Consider the following 21125-nt stretch of genomic DNA (forward strand, 5'->3'; position numbering starts at 1 on the left):
AGGACGCACCATGAAGAACCGACTACGCGAACTGCGCGCCGCCCGCCGGTGGAGTCAGGCCGACCTCGCCGACCGCTGCCAGGTCTCCCGGCAGGCCATCAACGCCATCGAGACCGAACGGTACGACCCCAGCCTGCCCCTGGCCTTCACCATCGCCGACGTCTTCGGCCTGACCATCGAGGAGATCTTCACTCCCGACTCGTCTACTTCTGGCGTCTGAACTTGGTCACCGACGGGTCTTTCGCGATCTGGTCCGCGGCCCACTCCATCCGGGTGGTGAACTCGCTCGGCCGCTTGATCCGTCCGCGCATGAGGTCGTCCACCGCGGCCTGCCACTGCTTGTCCAGATTCACGTACCAGTCGTTGAGTCGCCATTGGAGGATGTTGGTGCCGGCCCGGCCGAGGACCTCGCGCGCCGAGGTCAGCGCGGTGGAACCTGTGACGGTGTCCGCCGAACCCCGGATGCTGGCCAGCGACAGGGTGGACCGGGCGAAGGCGGCGGCGCCGGCCGCGGAAGCCATGATCCGCAGGTACTCCAGCGCGCCGGCCTTGTTGGCGGCCTTCTCCGGGACGACGAACGACCCGACGGCGCCGGCCCGCACGCTGCCGTGGGGCAGCGCGTCGCCGTCGCTGACGCTCCAGACCGGCAGCAGGGTCAACTCCACGCCGGGCCGCAGCGACCCCTTCATCTCGTTCTCCAGCCACGTGCCGCAGGGCATCAGGGCCGCCTTGCCGTCGATCAGGGCCTGCTGGGACTCGAGGTGACTGAGGTTCTCGCTGCCGCGCAGCACCCATCCCTTGGCCACCATCTCGATCACCATGCTGAGCGCCGCGGTGACGGCCTCCTGCCGCCAGGCGCCCGGCTCGAGATTGTCGATCTTCATCGCGGCCGCCGTGCCGCCGACCTTCTGGATCCAGTCCGCGAGCGGCCACCCCATGTAGTACGGGTAATCGCCGGCATGGGTCCACGGCGCGATGCCCGCCGCCTTGATCTTCGGCGCGAGGGCGCGGAACTCGTCCCAGGTCGTCGGCGCCGTCCAACCCTTGGACCGGAAGAGCGCGGCGTCGTAGTACAGCCCGAACAGGGTGTATGCGTAGTTGAGGGAGTACACCGTGGCGTTGAAGGTGCCGGAATCCATCGTCCCCGGAAGGAGCATCTCGCGGACCTTGACGGCTGGATCGTCGATCGTGCGGGCATTCATCAACCCGTCGAGGCTCGCCAGCTGCCCGTCGTTGACGAGGGAGCCCAACTGGAACTGCCGGGCCCCGTCGTTCAGCACCACGTCCGGTGGATTGCCGGCCATCAGCCGCGGCTGCACCAGTCCCTGAATGTCCTTGGTCGGCACGTGCGTGACGTCGGCCTTCGGGAACTTCGTCCGGTACATCGACTGATGCACCTTGGCGTACTCGTCGCCGTACCCGCCGTTGAAGATGACCACCTCGAGCGGCGCGTCCCTCCGGACCCCGAACGGATCATCACTCGGGTCCGCGTCGCGGGCGCAGGCGCCCAGCCCGAGGGTCGGCAGCGTCAGGAGCGGCACCGAGGCGAGCTGCCGCAGGACCGTCCGTCGAGCCGGGCGGCTGCCCGTCGGCTCCCCCCACATGACGCCCTCCGGATCACCCCGTCCAATGACGTTGTGTAAATCTACCGGTTTGGCACGCTCCCGAAGCCCCGTTGGGAGATCTGCGGCCGCGTCCCGGGCTCCATCGAGCCAGGCGAGCCGGACCTTCAGCCCCTCGGCGTCGGCATGGCCCAGGGCGGTGAGGATCTCCAGCGCCGCGGTCCAGGTGTTCCGGGCGTCCCGGGTACGGCCGAGCGCCAACTGGCTGTCGCCGATGTGGGACAGGACCAGCGCCTCGCCGTGGTCGCCGGCCCGCACCTGGTACCAGCCGAGGCCGCTCAGGGATCGCGACCCGGCCGATGCTCGCGCACGAGATGGTTGAGGACGAGCTCGGCGAGCAGCAGCCGGATCCGGACCGTGCCGGCACCGGCCGGGCTCGCCGCCGCGTCGGCCGAGACAGCCGGTCCAGGATGGACGGCCAGCAGCCGGTATAGGTAGGCAGTGAGACGCGTACGACTGCCGGACTGATCGGAGAAAAGCGGTGCCCGGACGATCAAGCCGGGCACCGCTGAGGGTCAGATCTGGGCGAGCGAGCCCGCGTACATCTTGTCGATCTGCTCCGCGAAGTTGGCTTCGACGCTGCGCCGCTTGATCTTCATCGACGGGGTGACCTCGCCCTGCTCGATGCTGAGGTCGCGGGGGAGGATGGCGAATTTCTTGACCGTCTCCCAGCGGTTCAGTTTGCCGTTGAGCTCCTCGATGTAGCCCGCGACCAGCTTCTCGGTCTCGGGCGCCGCGACGATCTCCTCGTAGGACTTGCCGTCCAGCGGGCCGCCGGCCGCCCACGCCGCGATCGCGTCCTCGTCGAGGCTGATCAGCATCGTGACGAAGTTGCGGGCCTGGCCGACCACGACCGCCTGCGACGTGTACGGGCACACGGCCTTGAACATGCCCTCGATCGCCGACGGCGCGATGTACTTGCCGCCCGACGTCTTGACCAGGTCCTTCTTGCGGTCCGTGATCCTCAGGAAACCGTCCGCGTCCAGCTCGCCGATGTCGCCCGTCCGCAGGAAGCCGTCCTCGGTGAACGCCTCCGCGGTCTCCTGGGGCAGGTTGTGGTAGCCGCGCATGACCGGCTTGCCGCGCACCAGGATCTCGCCGTCGGTGTCGATGCGGCACTCGAGGTCGCCGAGGGGCTTGCCGACCGTACCGATCTTGAGCTGGCCCATGCTGTTGACGAAGTTGGCGGCGCTGCTCTCGGTGAGGCCGTAGCCCTCCCTGATCGGCAGGTTGGCCGCGGCGAAGAACTCGGCGATGTCGCGGCTCAGCGGCGCCGAACCGGACACCAGCACCCGCAGCCGGCCGCCCAGCCTGTCCTGGAGCTTGCTGAAGACGAGCTTCTCGGCGACCGCGTACTTCGCCTTGAGTGCGGCGGGCATCGGCTTGCCGGCCTGCTCGAAGGCAACCTTCTGCCGGCCGGTGGCGACCGCCCAGCCGAAGATCTTCGCCTTGAGGCCGCCCGCGCTGAGGGCGGTGGTGACGGTCTTGTTGTAGACCTTCTCGAAGATGCGCGGCGCCGCGCACATCAGCGTCGGCCTGACCACGGCCAGCATGTCGACCAGCTTGTCGACCCGGCCGTCGATGTACGTCGGCACGCCCACATGCAGTATTCCGCAGAGCAGCGACTTACCGAACGAATGCGACAGCGGAAGCCACAGGTACTGCAGGTCGGTGGACTCGAACAGGCCGAGCCCCGCCTGCGCGACGCCCTCCCAGCACCAGCCGCCGTGCAGCAGCTGCACGCCCTTGGGGCGCCCGGTGGTGCCCGAGGTGTAGATCAGCGTGGCGAGGTTGTCCGGGCCGATGGTCGCGGCGATCCGCTCGACGAGATCCGGCGTCTCCGCCAGCGCCGCCCGGCCGCGCTGCTCGAGCTCGGCGAGGGTGAGCTGGGGCGGCTGGGCGGACGCGTCCGCGAGGCCGTCGATGAGCACCACGTGGGTGACCGAGGTCTCCACGCCGGCGAGCTTCAGCGCCTGCTTCGGGTTCTCGGCGATCAGGATCTTCGAGCCGGAGTCGGCGACGATGTAGGCCGCGTCCTCGGGCTCGGTCGTCGGGTAGACCGTCGTGGTCGCGCCGCCCGCGCAGTTGATGCCGAGGTCGATGAGCGCCCACTCCAGCCGGGTGTTGGACAGGATCGCGACCCGGTCCTCCAGCCCGACGCCGAGGCCCGCCAGGCCGGCCGCGATCGCCTTGGCCCGCTCGCCGACCTGGGCCCAGGTCAGCCAGCTCATCCCGGTGTCGTCCGCGGTGGGAACGGCGAAAGCCTGGCCGTTCGGAGTCGCCTGCACGCGCTGCAGGAACATGTCCGGGATCGAGCGGTAGGGAACCTCGAGAGCCATCGGCGCCGCCTCTTTGCCGTCTATGGGGGTTACAGCCGTGTTACCGAAGAGTATTGCCAGGAAGCGGCGGACGGAAGTGCGGTCCGGCCTCGTTTCAAGATCCTAGTCACGGCCGTGACGAGGGCCATCGGCCCGGGATTCCTGATATGGGGTATTCGATATAGAGGGTTATCGACGTCTTGCGCCTACTGTTCATTTCATCGGAGCAGTAGGCGCGAGAGAGGAAAAGCATGGCGATTCGACGTCCCCGACGCAGCCAGGTGCTGGCCGTCGGTCTGCTCGCTCTGGCCACCACCACCGCCGCGACGGCGAGCCCGGCCGCGGCCGCCCCGGCCACCGGGCAGGTCCGGCTCGCCGGGACCGCCGAGGCGATCCCCGGAAGTTACATCGTCGTTCTCAAGGACTCCGCCGTCGGCGGCAAGGCCGGCAGCCGGACGGCGGCGGCGGCCGTCCGCACCCGGTCCGGCGCGCTCGCCCGCAGCTACGGCGGTTCGGTCACGCAGACCTTCGGCGCCGCGCTCAACGGCTTCGAGGCCACCCTCAGCGCACCGGCGGCCAAGCGCCTCGCGGCAAACCGTGACGTCAAGTACGTGGAGCAGAACCAGCACGTCTCCCTGCTGACCACGCAGCCGAACGCCACCTGGGGCCTGGACCGCATCGACCAGCGCAACCGGCCGCTGAGCACCACCTACACGTATTCGCAGACCGCGTCGAACGTGACCGCGTACATCATCGACACCGGCATCAAGTACACGCACTCCGACTTCGGCGGCCGGGCCAGCTTCGGCTACGACGCCGTCGGCAGCGGGGGCGTGGACTGCAACGGCCACGGCACGCACGTGGCGGGCACGGTCGGCGGCACCACGTACGGCGTCGCGAAGCAGGTCCGGCTCGTCGGCGTCCGGGTGCTGAACTGCTCCGGCTCGGGCACCACGGCGGGCGTCGTCGCCGGCGTGAATTGGGTCACTCAGAACGCCCACAAGCCCGCCGTGGCCAACATGAGCCTCGGCGGCGGCGCCAGCACCGCCCTCGACAACGCGGTCGCCGGCTCGATCAGCTCGGGTGTCACGTACGCGCTCGCGGCCGGTAACTCGAACGCCAACGCCTGCAACACCTCGCCGGCCCGGGTCGCCTCGGCGGTCACCGTCGGTGCGACTACGAACACGGACGCCCGCGCGTCGTACTCGAACTACGGCACCTGCCTGGACATCTTCGCGCCGGGCTCGAACATCACGTCCGACTGGTACTCCAGCGACAGCACCACCAACACGATCAGCGGCACCTCGATGGCCTCGCCGCACGTCGCCGGCGCCGCGGCCCTCGTCCTGTCCGCCAACCCCGGCTACAGCCCCACCCAGGTGCGGGACACGCTGGTCGCCAACGCCACCCCGAACGTCGTGACCAACCCGGGCTCCGGCTCGCCGAACCGCCTGCTCTTCGTCAGCTGACTTCCCCGCAAACCAGCGGTGCCCGGGCTTCTTCGGCCCGGGCACCGCTTTTTTCATGTACGGCCGTTGGCACCCGGCCTTCCGCACCGGGGCCGGCTGGATCAGTCGTCGGACCCGTGCCCGCGGCCACCCCGGTCGTCCGCCTGGGTGTCGTCCGCGCCGTGGCCCCCGCGCCGGCCACCGTTGTCGTCCGCACCGTTGTCGTCCGCGCCGTGGCCTCCGCGCTGCCCGCCCTTGTCGTCGGTGCCGTTGTCGTCGGCGCCGCGCCCGCGGTCGTCGGCGCCGTTGTCGTCCGCGCCGCGCCCGCGGTCGTCCGTGGCGTTGTCGTCGCTGCCCCGACCCCGGCCGCGGTCGTCGCTGCCGTTGTCGTCGCTGGTGCGCACGCTGCTGCTGCGGGCCTTGCCGGCCTCCTGGCGGTGCCGGACGACCGCGCCGGTGGCCCGGTCGACGTCGATGTCGTGTTCGACCGAACCCTTGAGCACCTCGATGTCCCACACCGCGAGGCCGTGCTCGGTCTCCTGCTCGACCTTGGTGACCCGGCCGCCGCCGGCCGCCCGCAGCGCGATGACCTTCGCGGCGCCGAGGCTGATGGCGCCCGCGCCGGCCGGCGACGACGAGCTCGGGGCCGGCTTCGTGGCGGAGTCGTCGGAGGCGTCGTGGCCCGAGTCGTCGGCCGACGGGGACGGGTTGACGACGTCGCCGTTCGGCAGCATCGGCACCGCGTGGGACGGGTCGTCGGCGCCGTCCGAGGCGAGGGCCACGCCGCCGAGGGCCAGCGCGAAGGCCGCGCCGGCGGCCAGGGTCGAGATGGTACGAAGCCTGTTCATGGGTTCCTCCGGATGTCGTCTTCGTGGTGACACCAAGAAGGTCCCTCAGCAGGCCCTATGGGCGCGCTGTGTGATCGCTAAGGCCCGGTTAAGGCCGGCGGTAGACCGAGATGTGATCGCGGGACTCCGGGCCGAACGGGTCCCGCCGCCAGTTCTCCCACCGGGCCTCGAGGGTCAGCCCGGCCGCGGCGGCCAGCTCGTCGATCTGCTCCGGCCAGCGGTAGTGCATGCCGAACGGCTTGAGCTCGACGCCGCCGTCGCGGAACGTGATCGTCTGGCGGACGAAGGTCTGCGTCTCGCGGTCGTAGCGGTGCAGCCGGATCGACGCCGACTCCTCGGTCACCGACCACACCTGGACCTGCTGTTCCTCGCGGTCGAAAACGGCCGGATCGGGCACGAACGCCTCGATGACGAACGCGCCGCCGGGGGCCAGCACCCGGGCCGCGTTGCGGAAGCAGTCCTCCTGGCGGCCCGCGCCGGTCAGGTTGAACAGCGTGTTGAAGACCAGGTAGACGAGGGGGTACGGCCCCGGGACCGGCACGTCGGCCATGTCGCCGACGACCACCGGGATCGCCTCGCCGCCCGGCTTGTCCCGCAGCAACGCCACCATCTCCGGTGCCGCCTCGATGCCCTCGACCGCTACGCCGCGGGAGGCCAGCGGCAGGGCCACCCGGCCGCTGCCGATCGCGAGCTCGAGCGCCGGCCCGCCGCCCGCGAGCCCGGCCAGGAAGTCCGCCGCGGGCTCCGGGTCCGGGTTGCCGGGCCGGTCGTACGTGGCCGCCCACTGTCGGCCGAAGAGTCCGGGGTCGTCCAGGATCGATGCCTTCAGTCCGTTTGTGGGTGGCGGCGGGGTGGTTGGAGGGGCCATGACCCCCACACCACCAGAGCCGTCAGCCGGTCGGCAACGCATTTACGCCGGTGAGTTCGAGGCGTACCCGGGCGCCGCCGCGCGGGCCGGCTTCCACCCGCAGGGCGCCGCCCGACGCCTCGGCCGCGCGCCGGGCGATGTCCAGGCCCAGGCCGGTGGAGCCGCTGCCCGACGAGCCGCGCCGCAGGGCGCCGGGCGGGAACCCGGGGCCGTCGTCGTCGACGATCAGCACGGCTCCGCCGCCGCGGCGCGGCGCCAGCGCCACCCCGAACGCGGTGCCGTCGGGGGTGTGCGCGAAGACGTTGCCGAGCAGGGCGTCGAGCGCGGCCGCCAGTTCGTCGGCCTGGATCGCCACCGGCACCGGACCGGGCGGCAGCTCCCGGCGTACCTCCCGGTCGGTGTCCTCGGCCAGCACGGTCCAGAAGGCGACCCGGTCCGCGACCACCGCCGTCGCGTCGCACGCCTGCCGCTCGCCGCCGCGGCGGCGAGCCTGCTGGATCACCGTGGTGACCGCCCGCGCGATCTCGTCCGCGGCCGCGGCGACCCGTTCGGCCTCGGCGGGATCGCGCAGCGACTCGGCCTCCAGCCGCAGCGCGGTCAGCGGCGTGCGCAGCCGGTGGGACAGGTCGGCCACCTGTTCCCGCTCCTCCCGCAGCAGATCCTGGATGCGCCCGGCGAGGTGGTTGAGGGCGAGAGCCACCTCCCGGACCTCCGGCGGCCCGGCAGGTGCCGCCCGCGCGGACAGCTCGGCCCGGGCCAGCCGGTGGGAGACGGCGGAGAGGTCGGCGATCGGCGCGACCAGCGTGCGGGCCAGCCGGTCGGCGACGACCAGCCCGAGCACCACGAGCGCCAGGCCCAGCCCGGCGAGCGCCAGCCAGGAGCGGGTGACGCCGCGGTCCAGCTCCGCCGCGGGGACGACCGTACGCACCACGTACGTGCCGCGCGTGCTCTTCACGGGCACGACGATCTCCCGGCCCGTGGCCGTGGCGACGGCGAAGGACTCGAGCCGGGCGGCGGCCAGCGCGACGGCCGGCGTGGCCGTGGCCTGCTGCCCGATCACCTCGCCGGTCGGGGCGAAGACGGTGACCGGCAGGGGCTGGCCCTCGACGGCGAGGGTCAGCTGGGCGGCGTCGGTGCCGATCAGCGGGACGATCGTCTGCAGCACCCCGTTGGCACGGCTCATCGCCCGGTCCTCGGCCACCTGGCGCACCAGCAGCGCGAGCGGCACCAGGAACGCGATCAGAACCAGGCACGTCGTCGCCGCGACCAGCAGCGTCAGCCGGCGCCTCATGCCGGTTCGCTGAGGCGTACGCCCACACCGCGCAGGGTGTGCAGGTAGCGCGGCTCCTGGGCGGTCTCGCCGAGCTTGCGGCGCAGCCAGGACAGGTGCACGTCGACGGTCTTGTCGGCGCCGCCGTACGGGACCTGCCAGACCTCGCTGAGCAGCTCCCGCTTGGTGACCACCTGACCGGCCCGGGTGGCCAGGTGGTGCAGCAGGTCGAACTCGCGCGGCGTCAGGTCCAGGGTCACGCCGTCGAGCGTCGCGGTCCGCGCGCCCGCGTCGATGCGCAGCCCGCCGACGGTCAGCGCGGCGGGCTCGGCGCCGCTCACCCCGCCGCGGCGCAGCACCGCCCGGATCCGCGCGTCGAGCTGCGCGGCGGTGAACGGCTTGACGATGTAGTCGTCGGCGCCCGCGTCCAGCACCTGGACGATCTCCGTCTCGTCGTCGCGGGCGGTCGCCACGATCACCGGCACGGCGCTCACCGCCCGCAGCATCCGCAGCAGCTCCCGCCCGTCGAGGTCGGGCAGCCCGAGGTCGAGCACGACCAGCTCGGGGCGCTCGGCCAGGGCGGTCTGCAGCCCGTCCATCGCGGTGTGCGAGGCGGCGACCGCGTGCCCGCGTTCCCGCAGCGCGCGCAGCAGCGACGTCCGGATAGCCGGGTCGTCCTCGATCAGCAGCAGGTGGGCCACGCACGCAACCTATCCCGCCGTACCGGTGGAATCGGGGCCCTTAACCGTCCTTTAGCGTGGCCGCGTGCCCGCCTTAGCGTCCCGGCGGGCATAGTCGACCGGGTGAATCGTCGTACGCTGCTCGTCACCGCCGGCTGGGCCGGCGCGGCCGTCCTCGCCGTGCTGGTCGGCATCGCCGCGATCGGCGTCATCGGCGCCGACCTCACCGACGCCGGCAGCCGGCCCCGCACCGAGGCCCAGGTGGCCCGGGAACTCGCAAGCGTGCCGTCGCCCGTCCCGTCAGCATCACCCTCGCGGCCGTCGCCGAGACCGTCGGCGTCCCAGGCGGCCGGCGACGCGCCCGTCGCCGTCAGCCGGACGCTGGCCACGCGCGGCGGCACGGTCGTCGCCCGCTGCGCCGGCGGACGGCCCCAGATCGTGACCATGTCGCCGGCGCCCGGCTTCTCCCTGCACGAGCAGGGCAGCACCGAGGGGGAGTTCCGCAGCACCTCGGACAACCACGACCGGGTCAAGTTCACGATCGTGTGCTCCGGCGGGCGCCCCGCCCTGGTGCCGCACGCCGGCGACGACGACTGATTGTCCTCCGCATGGATCTGGTCATCAGCCTCGGCGGAGGCGGCGAGAAGACGGTCCGGGTCTACCGTGCGCTGCGCGAGGCGATCGTGGACGGCCGGCTGCCCGAGGGCCACCGGCTGCCCGCTACCCGGATGCTCGCCACTGACCTCGGGGTGGCGCGCAACAGCGTGGCGACGGCGTACGAGCGGCTGGTGGCCGAGGGCTACCTGGTGGCGCGGACCGGGGCGGGGACGTTCGTGGCCCCCGTACGCGACAAACCGGCACCCCGGCGGGCCCCGGCCGATCCGCTGCGCCCCCGCGCGGGCTGGACCTTCACCCCGCTGCCCACGAGCGCCGAGGTGCCCGCCCCGCGGTACGACTTCCGCGCCGGCATCCCCGACGCCCGGCTCTTCCCGTTCGAGACGTGCCGCCGGTTCGTGGCGGCCGAGCTGCGGCTGCACGCCCACGACCCGGGCGGGTACGCCGGCCCCTTCGGCCACCCGGCGCTGCGCGAGGCCATCGCGCGCTACCTGGGCTATTCGCGGTCGTTGCGGGTCGGGGCGCAGGACGTGCTCGTCACCAACGGGACCCAGCACGCGCTGGACCTGATCGGCCGGGTGCTGGTGCGCCCCGGGGACGTCGTCGCGGTGGAGGAGCCCGGGTATCCGCCTGCGCGGCGGCTCTTCGCTTCCCTGGGTGCGCGTGTGGTGGGCGTACCGGTGGACGGCGACGGCCTGGTGGTGGACGCGCTGCCTCGGGCCGCCCGGGTGGTCTACGTGACGCCGTCGCACCAGTTCCCGCTGGGCGGCGCGATGAGCCTGAGCCGGCGGCACGCGCTGCTGGACTGGGCGGGACGGCGCCAGGCCGCGGTGATCGAGGACGACTACGACACCGAATTCCGGTACTCCGCCCGCCCGCTCGAGCCCATGTACGGCCTCGACACCGCCGGACGGGTGCTGCACGTCGGCACCTTCTCCAAGACGATGCTGCCCAGCGTGCGGACCGGTTTCGTGCTCGCGCCCGCCGCGTTGCTCCAGGCGCTGGGTGCGGCGCGGCAGCTCGGCGACGGGTACGGGCAGATCGCCGTCCAGGCCGCCCTCGCCCGCTTCATCGACGAGGGGCAGCTGGCGCGGCACGTGCGCCGGGCCGTCAAGGCGTACGCCGGGCGCCGCGCCCGCATCGTCGCGGCGTTGAGCAGGCATCCCGGCCTCGAGGTCGTCCCGTCGGCGGCGGGCCTGCACGTGACCGCGCTGGCGCCGGAGTCGGCCGGGGTGGTGGCCGCGGCCGCCGCCCGCGGGGTCGCCGTGGAGGATCTCGGCGCCTACGGCAGCGACTCGACCGGGTTCGTGTTCGGCTTCGGATGGATCGATCCGGCGCTGCTCGACGAGGGGCTCGGGATCTTCGGCGAGGTGCTGAGCGAGGCGTAGGCCACCGCCCCGGCCGCGACGACGAGGCTCAGCAGCGCCGGCCGCCCGTTGAGCACCAGCAGGCCGAGGGTCGCCAGGAAGGCGAGCCCGGCGCCGCGCCGCGACCACCCCGGAGGCAGCAGCTTGAGGGCGGCGGCCGTGCCGAGGACGTACACGAGCGTGAAGCACCCCGTGACCAGCAGCATCGCCGTGTGCAGGCTGATCGGCAGCGCCACCGAGACGAGGCTGCCCGCGGTGACGAAGGCCAGCGACCGGCGCGGGGTGCCGACCGGCCGGGCCGGCAGGGCGCCGTCGCGGGCGAGGGCGACCCCGAGCCGCGACGCCCCGGCGAGGTACGCGTTGACCGCGCCGATCGTCAGCAGCACCGCGACGACGGCGGTGACGGCGCGGACCGGGCCGCCGATCCCCACCGCGAGCAGGTCGGCGAGCGGCGCGGGGCTGTCCCCGACGGCCGGGCCGAGCACGAGCACGCTGGCCGCGGCGACCGCCAGGTAGAGCACGCCCACGATCAGCACGGCCGCGGCGGTCGCCCGTGGCACGTCGCGCCGCGGGTCCCGGTAGTCGCCCGAGAGCGACGACACGGCCTCCCAGCCGGCGAAGCCCCACACCAGGATCGCCGCGGCGGCGCCGACGCCGGCCCAGCTGTGCGGGGCGAACGGTGTCAGGTTGCCCCAGCGGGCGTGCGGCAGCGCCGCGACGACGGTGACCACGAGCAGGGTGGCGAGGGCGGCGGCGAGGTAGAGCTGCACCCGCCCGGAGATCTGCAGCCCGAACCAGTTCATGGTGACGACGACCGCCATCACGACGAGGAACGTGCCGACGACCGTGGCCCGGCCGCCGCCCAGGACGTCCGCGACGTATCCGCCCGCGAAGGCGGCGGCCGGCGGCGCGCCCAGCGGCACGGCGAAGAAGAAGCACCAGCCCACCGCCGCGGCGGCCCGGTGGCCGAAGGCGAGCCGGACGTACGTGGAAACGCCGCCGCCGTCCGGGTGGCGGGCGCCGAGCGCGGCGAACGTCCAGGCCAGCGGCGCCGAGAGCAGGATCAGGGCGAGCCAGGCGAGCAGCGAGGCGGGCCCGGCCACCTGGGCGGCCAGCGCGGGCATCGAGATGACGCCGGTGCCGAGGACGGCGCCGACGCAGAGAGCGGTGCCCTGGGCACGGGTCAGCATGGACCCACCGTAGGGGCCGGATTGGCCCTACGTCCGGGCCAATCCGGTGCGGATCAAAGGAGCCAATCTCACATGCTCAGCCGGGCCGTGCGGATGCTCTCGTCCCCGGTCAGGTCGACCCTCGCGACGCGCTGGCGGCCGGAGAGGAAGAGGGTGAGCTCGCCCGGCTCCCCCGTGAGGACGGTGGCCGGTTCGCCGTCGCCGGCCTGGAACACCCCGAAGCCGGGCGCCTCCACCCGGATGGGCCGGCCCAACCGGCGCAGGGCCAGCCGCGCGGTGACCTTCAGCGCCTTCCAGATCGCGGCCTGCTCGCCGCGGTCCAGGACCCGGGGCTCCCAGTCCGGCCGGGCCCGGCGTACGTCCTCGTGGTGGATGAAGAACTCGACGGTGTTGAAGAGCTCGTCGGTGACCGGGTTGCTCACGGGGCTCCACCAGGGCGGAGTGCGGACCTCCCGCACGACCTCCTCGTACGGCCGGGAGGCCTTGGCCCTGCGCACGTGTTCGCCATGGCCGGCCAGGGGCGGGACCAGCACGCCGACCGCGGCGTCCGGCCGGCGCTCGCGGACGACGAGGTGGGCGGCGAGATCGCGGGCGGTCCAGCCCGCGCACATCGTCGGGGCCTCAGGTCCCACCTCGAGCAGCAGATCCGCGAGGAGCGTCCGTTCGGCACGCGCATAACCAGCCATGGATGGATGGTAGGCGGCCGACCGCCGACGGGGCTGCGCGCGGATGTAACAGCGGACACAATGTAAATCCCGTGGCTTCGGGCGGGCGGTTCGGCAGTATGGATCGGTAAGGCCGGGTGAGCCGGCGGGGACTTACCGCAGGGCGGGGGATCTTGACCAAGAGGGCCAGCCGCGACGTGCTGGGTCGCGGCCTTCGCGTGCTGGGCCGCGCGATCCGCACCGAACCCCGCCTCTTCGCCATCGGCACCGCCGGCAGCAGCCTGTTCGGCCTGCTCGTCATCGCCAACTCGTTCCTGGTCGGCGCGGTCATCGGCCGCGTGGTCGTGCCGGCCTTCACCGAGCACCGGGCCGGCACGGGCGAGCTGGGCCTGATCGCGGCCGTGTTCATCGGCATCTCGGTCCTGCGCGTGGCCAGCATCTTCGGCCGCCGCCTCGGCGCGGGCTTCATGCAGTTCCGGTTGCAGGCGCGCTACCGGCGTGCGGTGACCCGGCGCTACCTGTCCCTGCCGCCGGCCTGGCACCAGCGGCACGCCACCGGCACGCTGCTGTCCAACGCCAACTCCGACGTCGAGGCCGCCTTCGTGCCGATCGCGCCGCTGCCGTTCGCCGTCGGCACGATCGTGATGATCCTGGCGGCGGTGGTCTCGCTGTTCCTCACCGACTGGGTGCTGGCCATGGTCGGCGTCTGCCTCTTCCCGGCGCTGTTCGGCCTCAACCTGGTCTACTCGCGGCGGATGTCGCCCCGCCAGATCCGCGCCCAGCAGTTGCGCGCCAAGGTCAGCGCGGTCGCCCACGAGAGCTTCGACGGCGCGCTGGTGGTCAAGACCATGGGACGCGAGGCCGACGAGTCACAGCGCTTCGGCGTGCACGTGACCGAGCTGCGGGACGCGCTGATCTCGGTCGGCCGGCTGCGCGGACTCTTCGACCCGCTGATGGACAGCCTGCCCAGTGTCGGCACCCTCGCCGTGCTCCTGCTCGGCGCGTGGCGGCTGCAGACCGGTGCGATCAGCGTTGGCGAGCTGGTCAGCGTCGCGTTCCTGTTCACCGTGCTGGCGTTCCCGGTGCGCGCGATCGGCTGGGTGGTCGCCGAGCTGCCGCGCAGCGTCGCGGGCTGGGAACGGGTCCAGGCGGTGCTGGCCGCCGAGGGCGACCTCGCCTACGGCACGGCCGAGCCCACGGTGCACGGTCCGGCGGCGCTCACCTTCGACCAGGTCCATTTCTCGTACGGCGAGGGCCCCGAGGTCCTGCACGACGTCTCGTTCACCGTCCCGGCCGGGCGCACGGTGGCGCTGGTCGGCGCTACCGGCTCGGGCAAGTCGACCATCGCGTCGCTGGCCGTACGCCTCGTCGACCCGGACAGCGGCACGGTGGCGGTGGACGGCACGCCGCTGCCCGAGCTCACCGAGCAGGCACTGGCCGCCACGTCCGCGCTCGTGCCGCAGATCCCGTTCGTCTTCGACGACACCGTGCGCGGCAACGTGGCCCTGGAGCGCGACGCCGTCGACGACGCCCGGGTCTGGGCGGCCCTGCGGCTGGCCGAGGCCGACGGTTTCGTGGCGAAGTTGCCCGAGGCGCTGGACACCGCGGTCGGCGAGCGCGGCACGTCGCTCTCCGGCGGCCAGCGGCAGCGGCTCACCCTGGCCCGCGCGCTGGCCGGCCGGCCGCGACTGCTGGTGCTCGACGACGCGACCAGCGCGGTCGATCCTCGCGTGGAGGCGGCGATCCTGGCGTCGCTGCGCGGCAACGACGCCGCTGCCTCGATCCTCGTGGTGGCTTACCGGCGGGCCACGATCGCCCTGGCCGACGAGGTGGTCTACCTGGAGGACGGCAAGGTGGTCGCCACCGGCACGCACCGGCACCTGATGGCCACGGAGCCGGGATATCTCGCGCTCGTCACCGCGTACGAGCAGGCCGAAGCCGCCGAGGGGGTGGAACCGTGACCGCCGCTGTGGTGGAGGAGGAGGGCACGCTCGCGACCGTGCGGCGCGGGATCGCGCTCTCGCCCGAGCTGCGGCCCGGGCTTGCCGGCACGCTGGCGCTCGCGTTCGTGTCGATGGCCGGCCGGGTCGCCGTGCCGATCGCCGTCCAGCAGGGCATCGACCGCGGCATCCGCGCGCCGGGCGGCCCGCACCTCGGCACGGTCGGCCTCATCGTCCTGATCACGCTGGGTGTGCTGGCGATCTCCACGACCTGCGGGTACGCGATGACCCGCCGGCTGTTCACGGTCAGCGAGACCGCCCTGGCCGCCCTGCGCGCCCGGACGTTCCGGCACATCCACGACCTGTCGATGCTGCACCAGCAGTCCGAGCGGCGGGGTTCGCTGGTCTCCCGGGTCACCGGCGACGTCGACCAGATCACCCAGTTCCTGCAGACCGGCGGCGTGATGCTGCTGCTCACCAGCGGGCAGGTCGTGGTCACCACCGTGGTGATGATCGTCTACTCGTGGCAGCTCACCCTCGTGGTGTTCGCGGCGTTCGTACCGGCCCTCATCGTCATCCGGCTTTTCCAGAAGCGCCTCGCCGGCGTCTACCGGGTCGTGCGCGAGCGCACCGGGATCATGCTCGGCGCGGTCGCCGAGAGCGTCGTCGGGGCCACCGTGATCCGGGCGTACGGGGTGGCCGGGCGCACGGAGAAGCGCCTCGACACGTCCATCGAGAACCTGCGGGTCTCCCAGCAGCGGGCCCTGCGGACCAGCGTGATCAGCTTCTCCACCGGCGAGATCGCGGCCGGGGTCGCGCTCGCCGCGGTCGTCGTGGTGGGCGTGCTGCTCGGCGTGGACGGCGGCCTGAGCGTCGGCAAGCTCACCGCGTTCCTGTTCCTGGTGACGCTCTTCATCCAGCCGGTGCAGATCGCGACCGAGGTGCTCAACGAGGCCCAGAACGCGGTGGCCGGCTGGCGCCGGGTGCTGGACGTGCTCGACATCCAGCCGGACGTGGCCGACCCGGACACCGAGGGCGTGGCGTTGCCGCCGGGCCCGCTGGCGGTGCGCTTCCACGACGTGTCGTACCGCTACCCCGGCGGTCCGGTCGTGCTCTCCGGCGTCGACCTCGAGATCCCGGCGCGCACCAAGGTGGCGGTGGTCGGCGAGACCGGCAGCGGCAAGACCACCTTCGCGAAGCTGCTCACCCGGCTCATGGACCCGGCGGGCGGCGAGGTGCTGCTCGGCGGGACGCCGCTGACCACCGTACGGTTCGACTCGCTGCGCTCACGGGTCGTGATGGTGCCGCAGGACGGCTTCCTGTTCGACGCGACCGTGGCCGAGAACATCCGCTTCGCCCGCCCGGAGCTCACCGGCGAGGAGCTGGAGCTCGCCTTCACCGAGCTGGGCCTGGCCGACTGGCTGGCGGGCCTGCCGCGCGGCCTGGACACCCCGGTCGGCGAGCGCGGCGAGGCGCTCAGCGTGGGGGAGCGGCAGCTGGTCGCGCTGGTACGGGCGTATGTCGCGGACCCCGACCTGCTCGTGCTCGACGAGGCGACCAGCGCGGTCGATCCGGCCACCGAGGTACGCCTGCAGCGCGCCCTCGACATGGTCACGCGCGGCCGGACCACGGTGGCGATCGCCCACCGGCTGTCCACCGCAGAGTCGGCCGACGAGGTCATCGTGGTCGACGCCGGCCGGGTCGTGCAGCGCGGCCCGCACGCCGACCTGCTGCACGACCCGGAGTCCATCTACGCGAAGCTCTACGCGAGCTGGCTGGAGCAGACGCGCTGAGAGCCCGTCTCAGCGCGCGTAGAACTCGACGACGAGCTGCTCGTCGCAGATCACCGGCACCTCACTGCGCAGCGGCTTGCGGATGACGGTGGTGCGCAGCTCCTCGATCACCGTCGACAGGTACGGCGCGGTCGGCCCGTCGAGGTGCGCGCCGGTGGCCGCGACCTGGAACGGCGGCTTCTGCCGGCTGCTCTCCCGCACCTCGACGACCTGGCCGGGCTTGAGTCGGTACGACGGGCGGTCGACCTTCTTGCCGTCCACGGTGAAGTGGCCGTGCGCGACGAGCTGGCGGGCCTGGTAGACGGTCCGGGCCAGGCCGGCGCGCTGCACGGTGGCGTCGAGGCGGCTCTCCAGCAGGGCGACCATGTTCTCGCCGGTCTTGCCCTCGCCGCGGTGCGCGTCGTCGTACGCCCTGCGCATCTGCGCCTCGCTGACGTTGTACTGGTGCCGCAGCCGCTGCTTCTCGAGCAGGCGCACCTGGTAGTCCGACTGCTTGCGCCGGCCCCGGCCGTGCATGCCGGGCGGGAACGGGCGCCGCTCGAAGTACTTCACGCACTTGCGCGTCAGCGGGATGCCGAGTGCCCGCGACAGCCGGGCCTTGGGTCGGGAGTTGTTCACGGGTGACTCTTCCTCCGGGTACGGATGCTACGGTTAGCCTCGCCTAACTAAGGCTAGCCTAACCGCGCCCGGAGGTTCCCATGCAGCCCACCCATGCCGAGGTCGCGCGCACGCTCGCGGCCGGTCACCTGCCCGCCACCGCGCACATCGCCTGCCGCCCCGGCCCGCTGCCGGTGCGGCACGTGACCGACGGCCAGGGCCGGGTGCTGCTGCTCTCGCCGCGCGACGGCGCGCTAGCCGCCGGCCTGCGCCCCGCCCCGGACACCGACGACACCGCCCTGGTCCTCGACATCTCGGATGTCCCCCCGGTCGCCGGCGGACCCTCGCTCGGCCGCGTCTGGGTGGCCGGCTGGGCCACGCTGCTCACCGGCGAGGACGTGCGGCAGGCGGCGCTCGACTACGCCGACACGGACCCGGCCTCCGACCTGCTCGACGTGGGCGCCACCCAGGTCATCCACCGGATGGACGTCGCCGAGGTGCGCTACGAGCGCAACGCCGTCCTGGTCGACGTCGACCCCGACGACTTCGCCGCGGCGAACCCCGACCCGTTGCACACCATCGAGTTCGACCTGATCGCCGACCTGGCCGACCACCACGTCGAGGAGATGGCCGGCTACGTCCGCCGCCGGCTCGGCCCGGCCGCGCGCCCCGGCGACCAGCCCCGCGTCGTCCGCCTCGACCGCTACGGCTTCGTGGTGCGCATCGGCGTCCGGCTCGCCCGGCTCTCGTTCCCGCGCCCGGTCGCCGACCGCCACGACCTCGCGCACCTGCTGCACCCGGTGCTGTGCAACCGCTGCGCCCACCGCGACGAGGCGGCCTGACCCTCCGTCAACCGGCGTCCTCGTCCGTCCGGCCGGCGGCCGCGTACGCCGCGGCGAGGTTGTTCCGCGTGGTCTGCGTGTTCGGATGGTCCTCGCCGAGCACCCGCCTCGAACGGGCCAGGACCTGCTCGAAGGCCGCGATCGCCTCGTCCACCCGGCCGGCGGTCAGGTAGGCACCGGCGAGATTGTTCGCCGACGTCAGCGTGTCCGAGTGATCCTCGCCCTGCACCTGCCGCAACGAGGGGACGACCCGCTCGTACTCGGTGATCGCCTCGTCCAGCCGGCCCGCCGACTGGTAGACGGCGGCGAGCCTGCTCCCGGCGACCAGAGTCCGCGCGTGGTGGTCGCCGAGCACCCGGCCCAACGCGGTCTGCACCCGCTCGTACTCCGCGATCGCCTCGTCCATCCGGCCCGCGTCCCGGTATGCGGCGGCCAGGTTGCTGCGGCAGCTGATCGCATCGAAGTGATCCTCGCTCAGCACCCGGCGCACATCGGCCAGGACGTGCTCGAGGATCGCGATCGCCTCGTCCACCCGGCCCGCATCGTCGTAGGCCAGGGCGAGGTTGTTCCGGACGGTGAGCGAGATGGGGTGGTCCCCGCCCAGCGCCCGCCCGCAGTCGTCGCGCAGCTGTTCGTACTCGGCGATCGCCTCGTCCCACCGGCCCGCCGCCCGGTGCGCACCCGCCACATTGTTCCGGGTGGTCAGCGTGTACGGATTGTCCTCGCCCAGGACCCGCCGTACCCGGGTCAGAAGCTCCTCGTACTCGGTGATCGCGCGGTCCACCCAGCCCGCCGCCTGGTAGGCACCGGCGAGATTGTTCCGGGCGGTCATCGTGTACGGGTGGTCCTCGGAGAGCACCCGCCGGAGGGCGGCCAGCGCCTCCGTGGAAGAGGTGATCGAATCCTGCAACCGGCCCGCGGACTGGTAGGCGGCGGCGAGGTTGTTCCAGGAGTTCAGCGTGTACGGATGGTCCTCGCCCAGCTCCCGGCGCCGGTCGGCGACCACCTGCTCGAAGACGGCGATCGCCTCGTCCACCCGGCCCGCGGACCGGTACGCCAGCGCGAGGTTGTTCCGGCAGCTCAGCGTGCTCGGGTGGTGCTCGCCCAGGATCCGGCTGTATCCGGCGAGAACGTCCCGGAACTCGACGATCGCCTCGTCCACCCGGCCGGCGGACTCGTACGCCAGGGCGAGGTTGTTCCGCCCGGTCAGCGTGACGGCGTGATCATCGCCCAGCATCCGCCGCTCACCGGCCACGACCTGTTCGAACGCGGTGATCGCAGCCGTGATGTTGCCCTGGAACTGCTGGTAGGTCGCCGCGCGATCGAGGATGTGCAGCACCAGCATCGACCAGTCGCCGGACGGCTGGGCTTCGACCGACGCGCTGACGTGCGGCAGCAGGGCCGCCCACAGCGGCCACCCGGCAACGTTGTTGATCGGATCGTCCGGCGCCGCTTTCGCGAGCAACCCCACCGCCTGCTCGTGCACGGCCGCGGCCGTACCGTCGGCGATCATCGCGCTGCGGGTGACCGCCTGGACCAGCCGGTGCAGGCTGACCCCGCCGCGCTCCCGGCTGATCATGGAGTAGGAGACGAGCGTCGCCAGCGCGTCACCGACGTCCCGGGGGTCGTCGGTGAGGGCGGTCAGCACCGGTTCGGGCACGTCGTCGGGAGCCAGCCACGCCAAGATCCGCAGCACCCTGACGGCCAGCGGTCTCCGGGCGCTGACGGCGTCCATGGTGACCGTCCACACCGCCGACACGCACCGGTCCGACGTCTCGCCCTCGCCGGCGTCCGCGGCGGCCCGGTCGAACTCCTCCGCCAACAGCTGCCGGTACTCGTCGAAGCCCGTGCCGGTGTGTTGCGTGATGTAGGCGGCGGCCTGCTGCAACGCCAGCGGTAGATCGCCCAGCGCCTCCGCCAGCCGTCCGGCGCCCTCCGCGTCGCCGGACGCCGTCAACCTCATCAGCAGGCGTACGCTGGCCGCCCGGCTCAGCACACCCAGGCGCAGCGGCACCAGCCCGAGCTTCGCCCACCGTGCGATGCCGAGGTCCCGCCGGGTGGTCACCAGCACCCGGCCCCGGCCGGCCACCCGGCCCAGGAGTTCGGTGATGTCCGCGACGTCCTCGACGTTGTCCAGCACGAGGAGCCAGCCCGTGTGCGACTGCAGCCAGCCCAGCGCCCACGCCTGGGCATCCGCCAGCGTCGCCACCGGGTGCAGTTCCTTGGTCAGGGCCGCCAGGCCCAGCCCGACGCTTTGGCGGCTGTCGGCCGTGATCCACCACACCAGCGAGTACTGGTCCAGGAAGCGGCGGGCGTAATGGTTGGCCAGCTCGCTCTTGCCGATCCCGCCGAGCCCGTGCACCGCCGCCTGACCCACCACGACACCGGCGCCGCCGTCGAACAGCTCGGTGACGGCCGTCAGGTCACGGCCTTCGAACACCCCCGACGCCGGTGGCAGGTTGTGCGGCACGACGCCGGCACCCGGGGTCTGCGGCGGCGGGAGCGTGCCGGCGTCTACGTCCACGTTGGTCTGGACGTTGCCCGACCCCACCTGGAATCTGTCACTGCCCTCGACGTGGGCACTCATTCCGGACGAGAGGTCCATGTGTTCGTCTGCGTGTTGTGCGAGCCGATCTGGAATCCGCTGCTCGACGTCACCGACACCGTGTACCGGTCACCGCCACCGGGCTGCACCATCCCGGCGAGCTCGGCCGCCAGCTCCGGATCGTCCGACAGGGCCTTCAGGATCTGGGCCCGTACTAGATCCGCCGTCGCCTCGTCGCCCGGGTCCTCGCCCAGCTCCCGCACCGCGTCCTTGACCTGCTCGGCCCGGCGCGAGAGGAACAGCCGGGTCAGCAGCCGGCGGCCCAGGCGCACCGAGGCGTCCGCGCCGGAGTCCGCCGCCGCGTCGGTGACCCGCTGCACCACCGCCCCGCCGTACGCCGCGGCAGCCGCCGACACGTACGGAACGATGTCCGCCGCCACCTCGCCGAGATCATTCATGTGTCACCACACCCTTACGCGCCGCCACTGCTTTCAGGTGTAGCACTCGCGGGCACCGT

The 21125-nt window shown here is 72.6% G+C and carries 19 protein-coding genes; 7 read left to right on the forward strand and 12 right to left on the reverse strand.

The window, feature by feature from the left end:
* Positions 1-10 precede the first annotated feature (10 nt).
* Positions 11-220, forward strand: a complete 210-nt coding sequence (locus tag AB0368_RS23420; protein WP_366156060.1) for a helix-turn-helix transcriptional regulator — start codon at positions 11-13, stop codon at positions 218-220.
* On the opposite strand, the gene ngcE is transcribed toward AB0368_RS23420, so the two are convergent.
* The 3 genes from ngcE to AB0368_RS23435 are packed head-to-tail and all read right to left on the reverse strand — an operon-like array spanning position 204 to position 3961.
* Entirely contained in the window at positions 204-1880 is a 1677-nt protein-coding gene (gene ngcE, locus AB0368_RS23425) for an N-acetylglucosamine/diacetylchitobiose ABC transporter substrate-binding protein (RefSeq protein ID WP_366156061.1), read from the reverse strand. The genes AB0368_RS23420 and ngcE overlap by 17 nt on opposite strands.
* 20 nt (positions 1881-1900) lie before the next feature.
* Positions 1901-2119: a hypothetical protein gene (locus AB0368_RS23430; protein ID WP_366156062.1), complete on the reverse strand. Its 219-nt coding sequence runs from the start codon at positions 2117-2119 to the stop codon at positions 1901-1903.
* An 18-nt stretch (positions 2120-2137) separates the two neighbouring features.
* Positions 2138-3961: a long-chain fatty acid--CoA ligase gene (locus tag AB0368_RS23435; protein WP_366156063.1), complete on the reverse strand. Its 1824-nt coding sequence runs from the start codon at positions 3959-3961 to the stop codon at positions 2138-2140.
* Between the two features lie 230 nt (positions 3962-4191).
* Here AB0368_RS23435 and AB0368_RS23440 point away from each other — a divergent pair, with 230 nt between their 5' ends.
* Positions 4192-5409, forward strand: coding sequence for a S8 family peptidase (locus AB0368_RS23440; RefSeq protein ID WP_366156064.1), 1218 nt, complete (start codon positions 4192-4194; stop codon positions 5407-5409).
* A gap of 101 nt (positions 5410-5510) precedes the next feature.
* Here AB0368_RS23440 and AB0368_RS23445 read toward each other — a convergent pair whose 3' ends face one another.
* The 4 genes from AB0368_RS23445 to AB0368_RS23460 all read right to left on the reverse strand — a co-directional run bounded on the left by AB0368_RS23445 (position 5511) and on the right by AB0368_RS23460 (position 9075).
* On the reverse strand, positions 5511-6236 hold the full coding sequence (locus AB0368_RS23445) for a PepSY domain-containing protein (RefSeq protein WP_366156065.1): 726 nt from the start codon (positions 6234-6236) through the stop codon (positions 5511-5513).
* 88 nt (positions 6237-6324) lie between these two features.
* A complete protein-coding gene (locus AB0368_RS23450) occupies positions 6325-7104 on the reverse strand; it encodes a class I SAM-dependent methyltransferase (protein WP_366156066.1) in 780 nt (259 codons plus the stop codon).
* A 22-nt stretch (positions 7105-7126) separates the two neighbouring features.
* A complete protein-coding gene (locus AB0368_RS23455) occupies positions 7127-8395 on the reverse strand; it encodes a HAMP domain-containing sensor histidine kinase (protein WP_366156067.1) in 1269 nt (422 codons plus the stop codon).
* Entirely contained in the window at positions 8392-9075 is a 684-nt protein-coding gene (locus AB0368_RS23460; protein ID WP_366156068.1) for a response regulator transcription factor, read from the reverse strand. Before AB0368_RS23460 ends, AB0368_RS23455 begins: the two co-directional genes overlap by 4 nt.
* 102 nt (positions 9076-9177) lie before the next feature.
* Here AB0368_RS23460 and AB0368_RS23465 point away from each other — a divergent pair, with 102 nt between their 5' ends.
* Positions 9178-9651 (forward strand): hypothetical protein, encoded by a 474-nt coding sequence (locus AB0368_RS23465; RefSeq protein WP_366156069.1) that lies wholly within the window; start codon positions 9178-9180, stop codon positions 9649-9651.
* 11 nt (positions 9652-9662) lie between these two features.
* Entirely contained in the window at positions 9663-11057 is a 1395-nt protein-coding gene (locus AB0368_RS23470; protein ID WP_366156070.1) for a PLP-dependent aminotransferase family protein, read from the forward strand.
* On the opposite strand, the gene AB0368_RS23475 is transcribed toward AB0368_RS23470, so the two are convergent.
* A complete protein-coding gene (locus AB0368_RS23475) occupies positions 10952-12226 on the reverse strand; it encodes an amino acid permease (protein WP_366156071.1) in 1275 nt (424 codons plus the stop codon). The two genes, AB0368_RS23470 and AB0368_RS23475, sit on opposite strands and share 106 nt — an antisense overlap.
* Before the next feature lie 68 nt (positions 12227-12294).
* Entirely contained in the window at positions 12295-12912 is a 618-nt protein-coding gene (locus tag AB0368_RS23480) for a TIGR03085 family metal-binding protein (RefSeq protein ID WP_366156072.1), read from the reverse strand.
* A 176-nt stretch (positions 12913-13088) separates the two neighbouring features.
* Between AB0368_RS23480 and AB0368_RS23485 the strand changes: the two genes are divergently transcribed.
* Both AB0368_RS23485 and AB0368_RS23490 read left to right on the forward strand, forming a co-directional pair.
* Positions 13089-14852: an ABC transporter ATP-binding protein gene (locus tag AB0368_RS23485; RefSeq protein ID WP_366156154.1), complete on the forward strand. Its 1764-nt coding sequence runs from the start codon at positions 13089-13091 to the stop codon at positions 14850-14852.
* Complete coding sequence (locus tag AB0368_RS23490) at positions 14849-16624, forward strand: ABC transporter ATP-binding protein (protein WP_366156073.1); 1776 nt, start codon at positions 14849-14851, stop codon at positions 16622-16624. The genes AB0368_RS23485 and AB0368_RS23490 overlap by 4 nt, the downstream gene beginning before the upstream one ends.
* A 9-nt stretch (positions 16625-16633) precedes the next feature.
* Here AB0368_RS23490 and rpsD read toward each other — a convergent pair whose 3' ends face one another.
* Positions 16634-17242 carry a 30S ribosomal protein S4 gene (rpsD, locus tag AB0368_RS23495; RefSeq protein WP_366156074.1) on the reverse strand — a complete coding sequence of 203 codons (609 nt, stop codon included), beginning with the start codon at positions 17240-17242 and terminating at the stop codon, positions 16634-16636.
* Positions 17243-17322: 80 nt separating this feature from the next.
* On the opposite strand from rpsD, the gene AB0368_RS23500 reads away from it, so the two are divergent.
* On the forward strand, positions 17323-18063 hold the full coding sequence (locus AB0368_RS23500; protein WP_366156075.1) for a DUF2470 domain-containing protein: 741 nt from the start codon (positions 17323-17325) through the stop codon (positions 18061-18063).
* 7 nt (positions 18064-18070) lie between these two features.
* Here the strand turns inward: AB0368_RS23500 and AB0368_RS23505 are convergent, their stop codons facing one another.
* Together AB0368_RS23505 and AB0368_RS23510 are read right to left on the reverse strand one after the other, a co-directional pair.
* On the reverse strand, positions 18071-20668 hold the full coding sequence (locus AB0368_RS23505) for a tetratricopeptide repeat protein (RefSeq protein ID WP_366156076.1): 2598 nt from the start codon (positions 20666-20668) through the stop codon (positions 18071-18073).
* Positions 20647-21066, reverse strand: a complete 420-nt coding sequence (locus AB0368_RS23510) for a hypothetical protein (RefSeq protein WP_366156077.1) — start codon at positions 21064-21066, stop codon at positions 20647-20649. Before AB0368_RS23510 ends, AB0368_RS23505 begins: the two co-directional genes overlap by 22 nt.
* Between the last annotated feature and the right edge of the window lie 59 nt (positions 21067-21125).

This window comes from Actinoplanes sp. NPDC051475 (assembly GCF_040689425.1).
Taxonomy (GTDB): Bacteria; Actinomycetota; Actinomycetes; order Mycobacteriales; family Micromonosporaceae; genus Actinoplanes.

What these genes read in the sequence shown, in the direction of transcription:
- AB0368_RS23435 (WP_366156063.1), bottom strand. Translation starts at nt 3,961, where the DNA reads ATGGCTCTCGAGGTTCCCTACCGCTCGATCCCGGACATGTTCCTGCAG.
- AB0368_RS23500 (WP_366156075.1), top strand. Translation starts at nt 17,323, where the DNA reads ATGCAGCCCACCCATGCCGAGGTCGCGCGCACGCTCGCGGCCGGTCAC.
- AB0368_RS23505 (WP_366156076.1), bottom strand. Translation starts at nt 20,668, where the DNA reads ATGGACCTCTCGTCCGGAATGAGTGCCCACGTCGAGGGCAGTGACAGA.
- AB0368_RS23445 (WP_366156065.1), bottom strand. Translation starts at nt 6,236, where the DNA reads ATGAACAGGCTTCGTACCATCTCGACCCTGGCCGCCGGCGCGGCCTTC.
- AB0368_RS23455 (WP_366156067.1), bottom strand. Translation starts at nt 8,395, where the DNA reads ATGAGGCGCCGGCTGACGCTGCTGGTCGCGGCGACGACGTGCCTGGTT.
- AB0368_RS23470 (WP_366156070.1), top strand. Translation starts at nt 9,663, where the DNA reads ATGGATCTGGTCATCAGCCTCGGCGGAGGCGGCGAGAAGACGGTCCGG.
- AB0368_RS23510 (WP_366156077.1), bottom strand. Translation starts at nt 21,066, where the DNA reads ATGAATGATCTCGGCGAGGTGGCGGCGGACATCGTTCCGTACGTGTCG.
- AB0368_RS23480 (WP_366156072.1), bottom strand. Translation starts at nt 12,912, where the DNA reads ATGGCTGGTTATGCGCGTGCCGAACGGACGCTCCTCGCGGATCTGCTG.
- AB0368_RS23440 (WP_366156064.1), top strand. Translation starts at nt 4,192, where the DNA reads ATGGCGATTCGACGTCCCCGACGCAGCCAGGTGCTGGCCGTCGGTCTG.
- AB0368_RS23420 (WP_366156060.1), top strand. Translation starts at nt 11, where the DNA reads ATGAAGAACCGACTACGCGAACTGCGCGCCGCCCGCCGGTGGAGTCAG.
- AB0368_RS23475 (WP_366156071.1), bottom strand. Translation starts at nt 12,226, where the DNA reads ATGCTGACCCGTGCCCAGGGCACCGCTCTCTGCGTCGGCGCCGTCCTC.
- AB0368_RS23450 (WP_366156066.1), bottom strand. Translation starts at nt 7,104, where the DNA reads ATGGCCCCTCCAACCACCCCGCCGCCACCCACAAACGGACTGAAGGCA.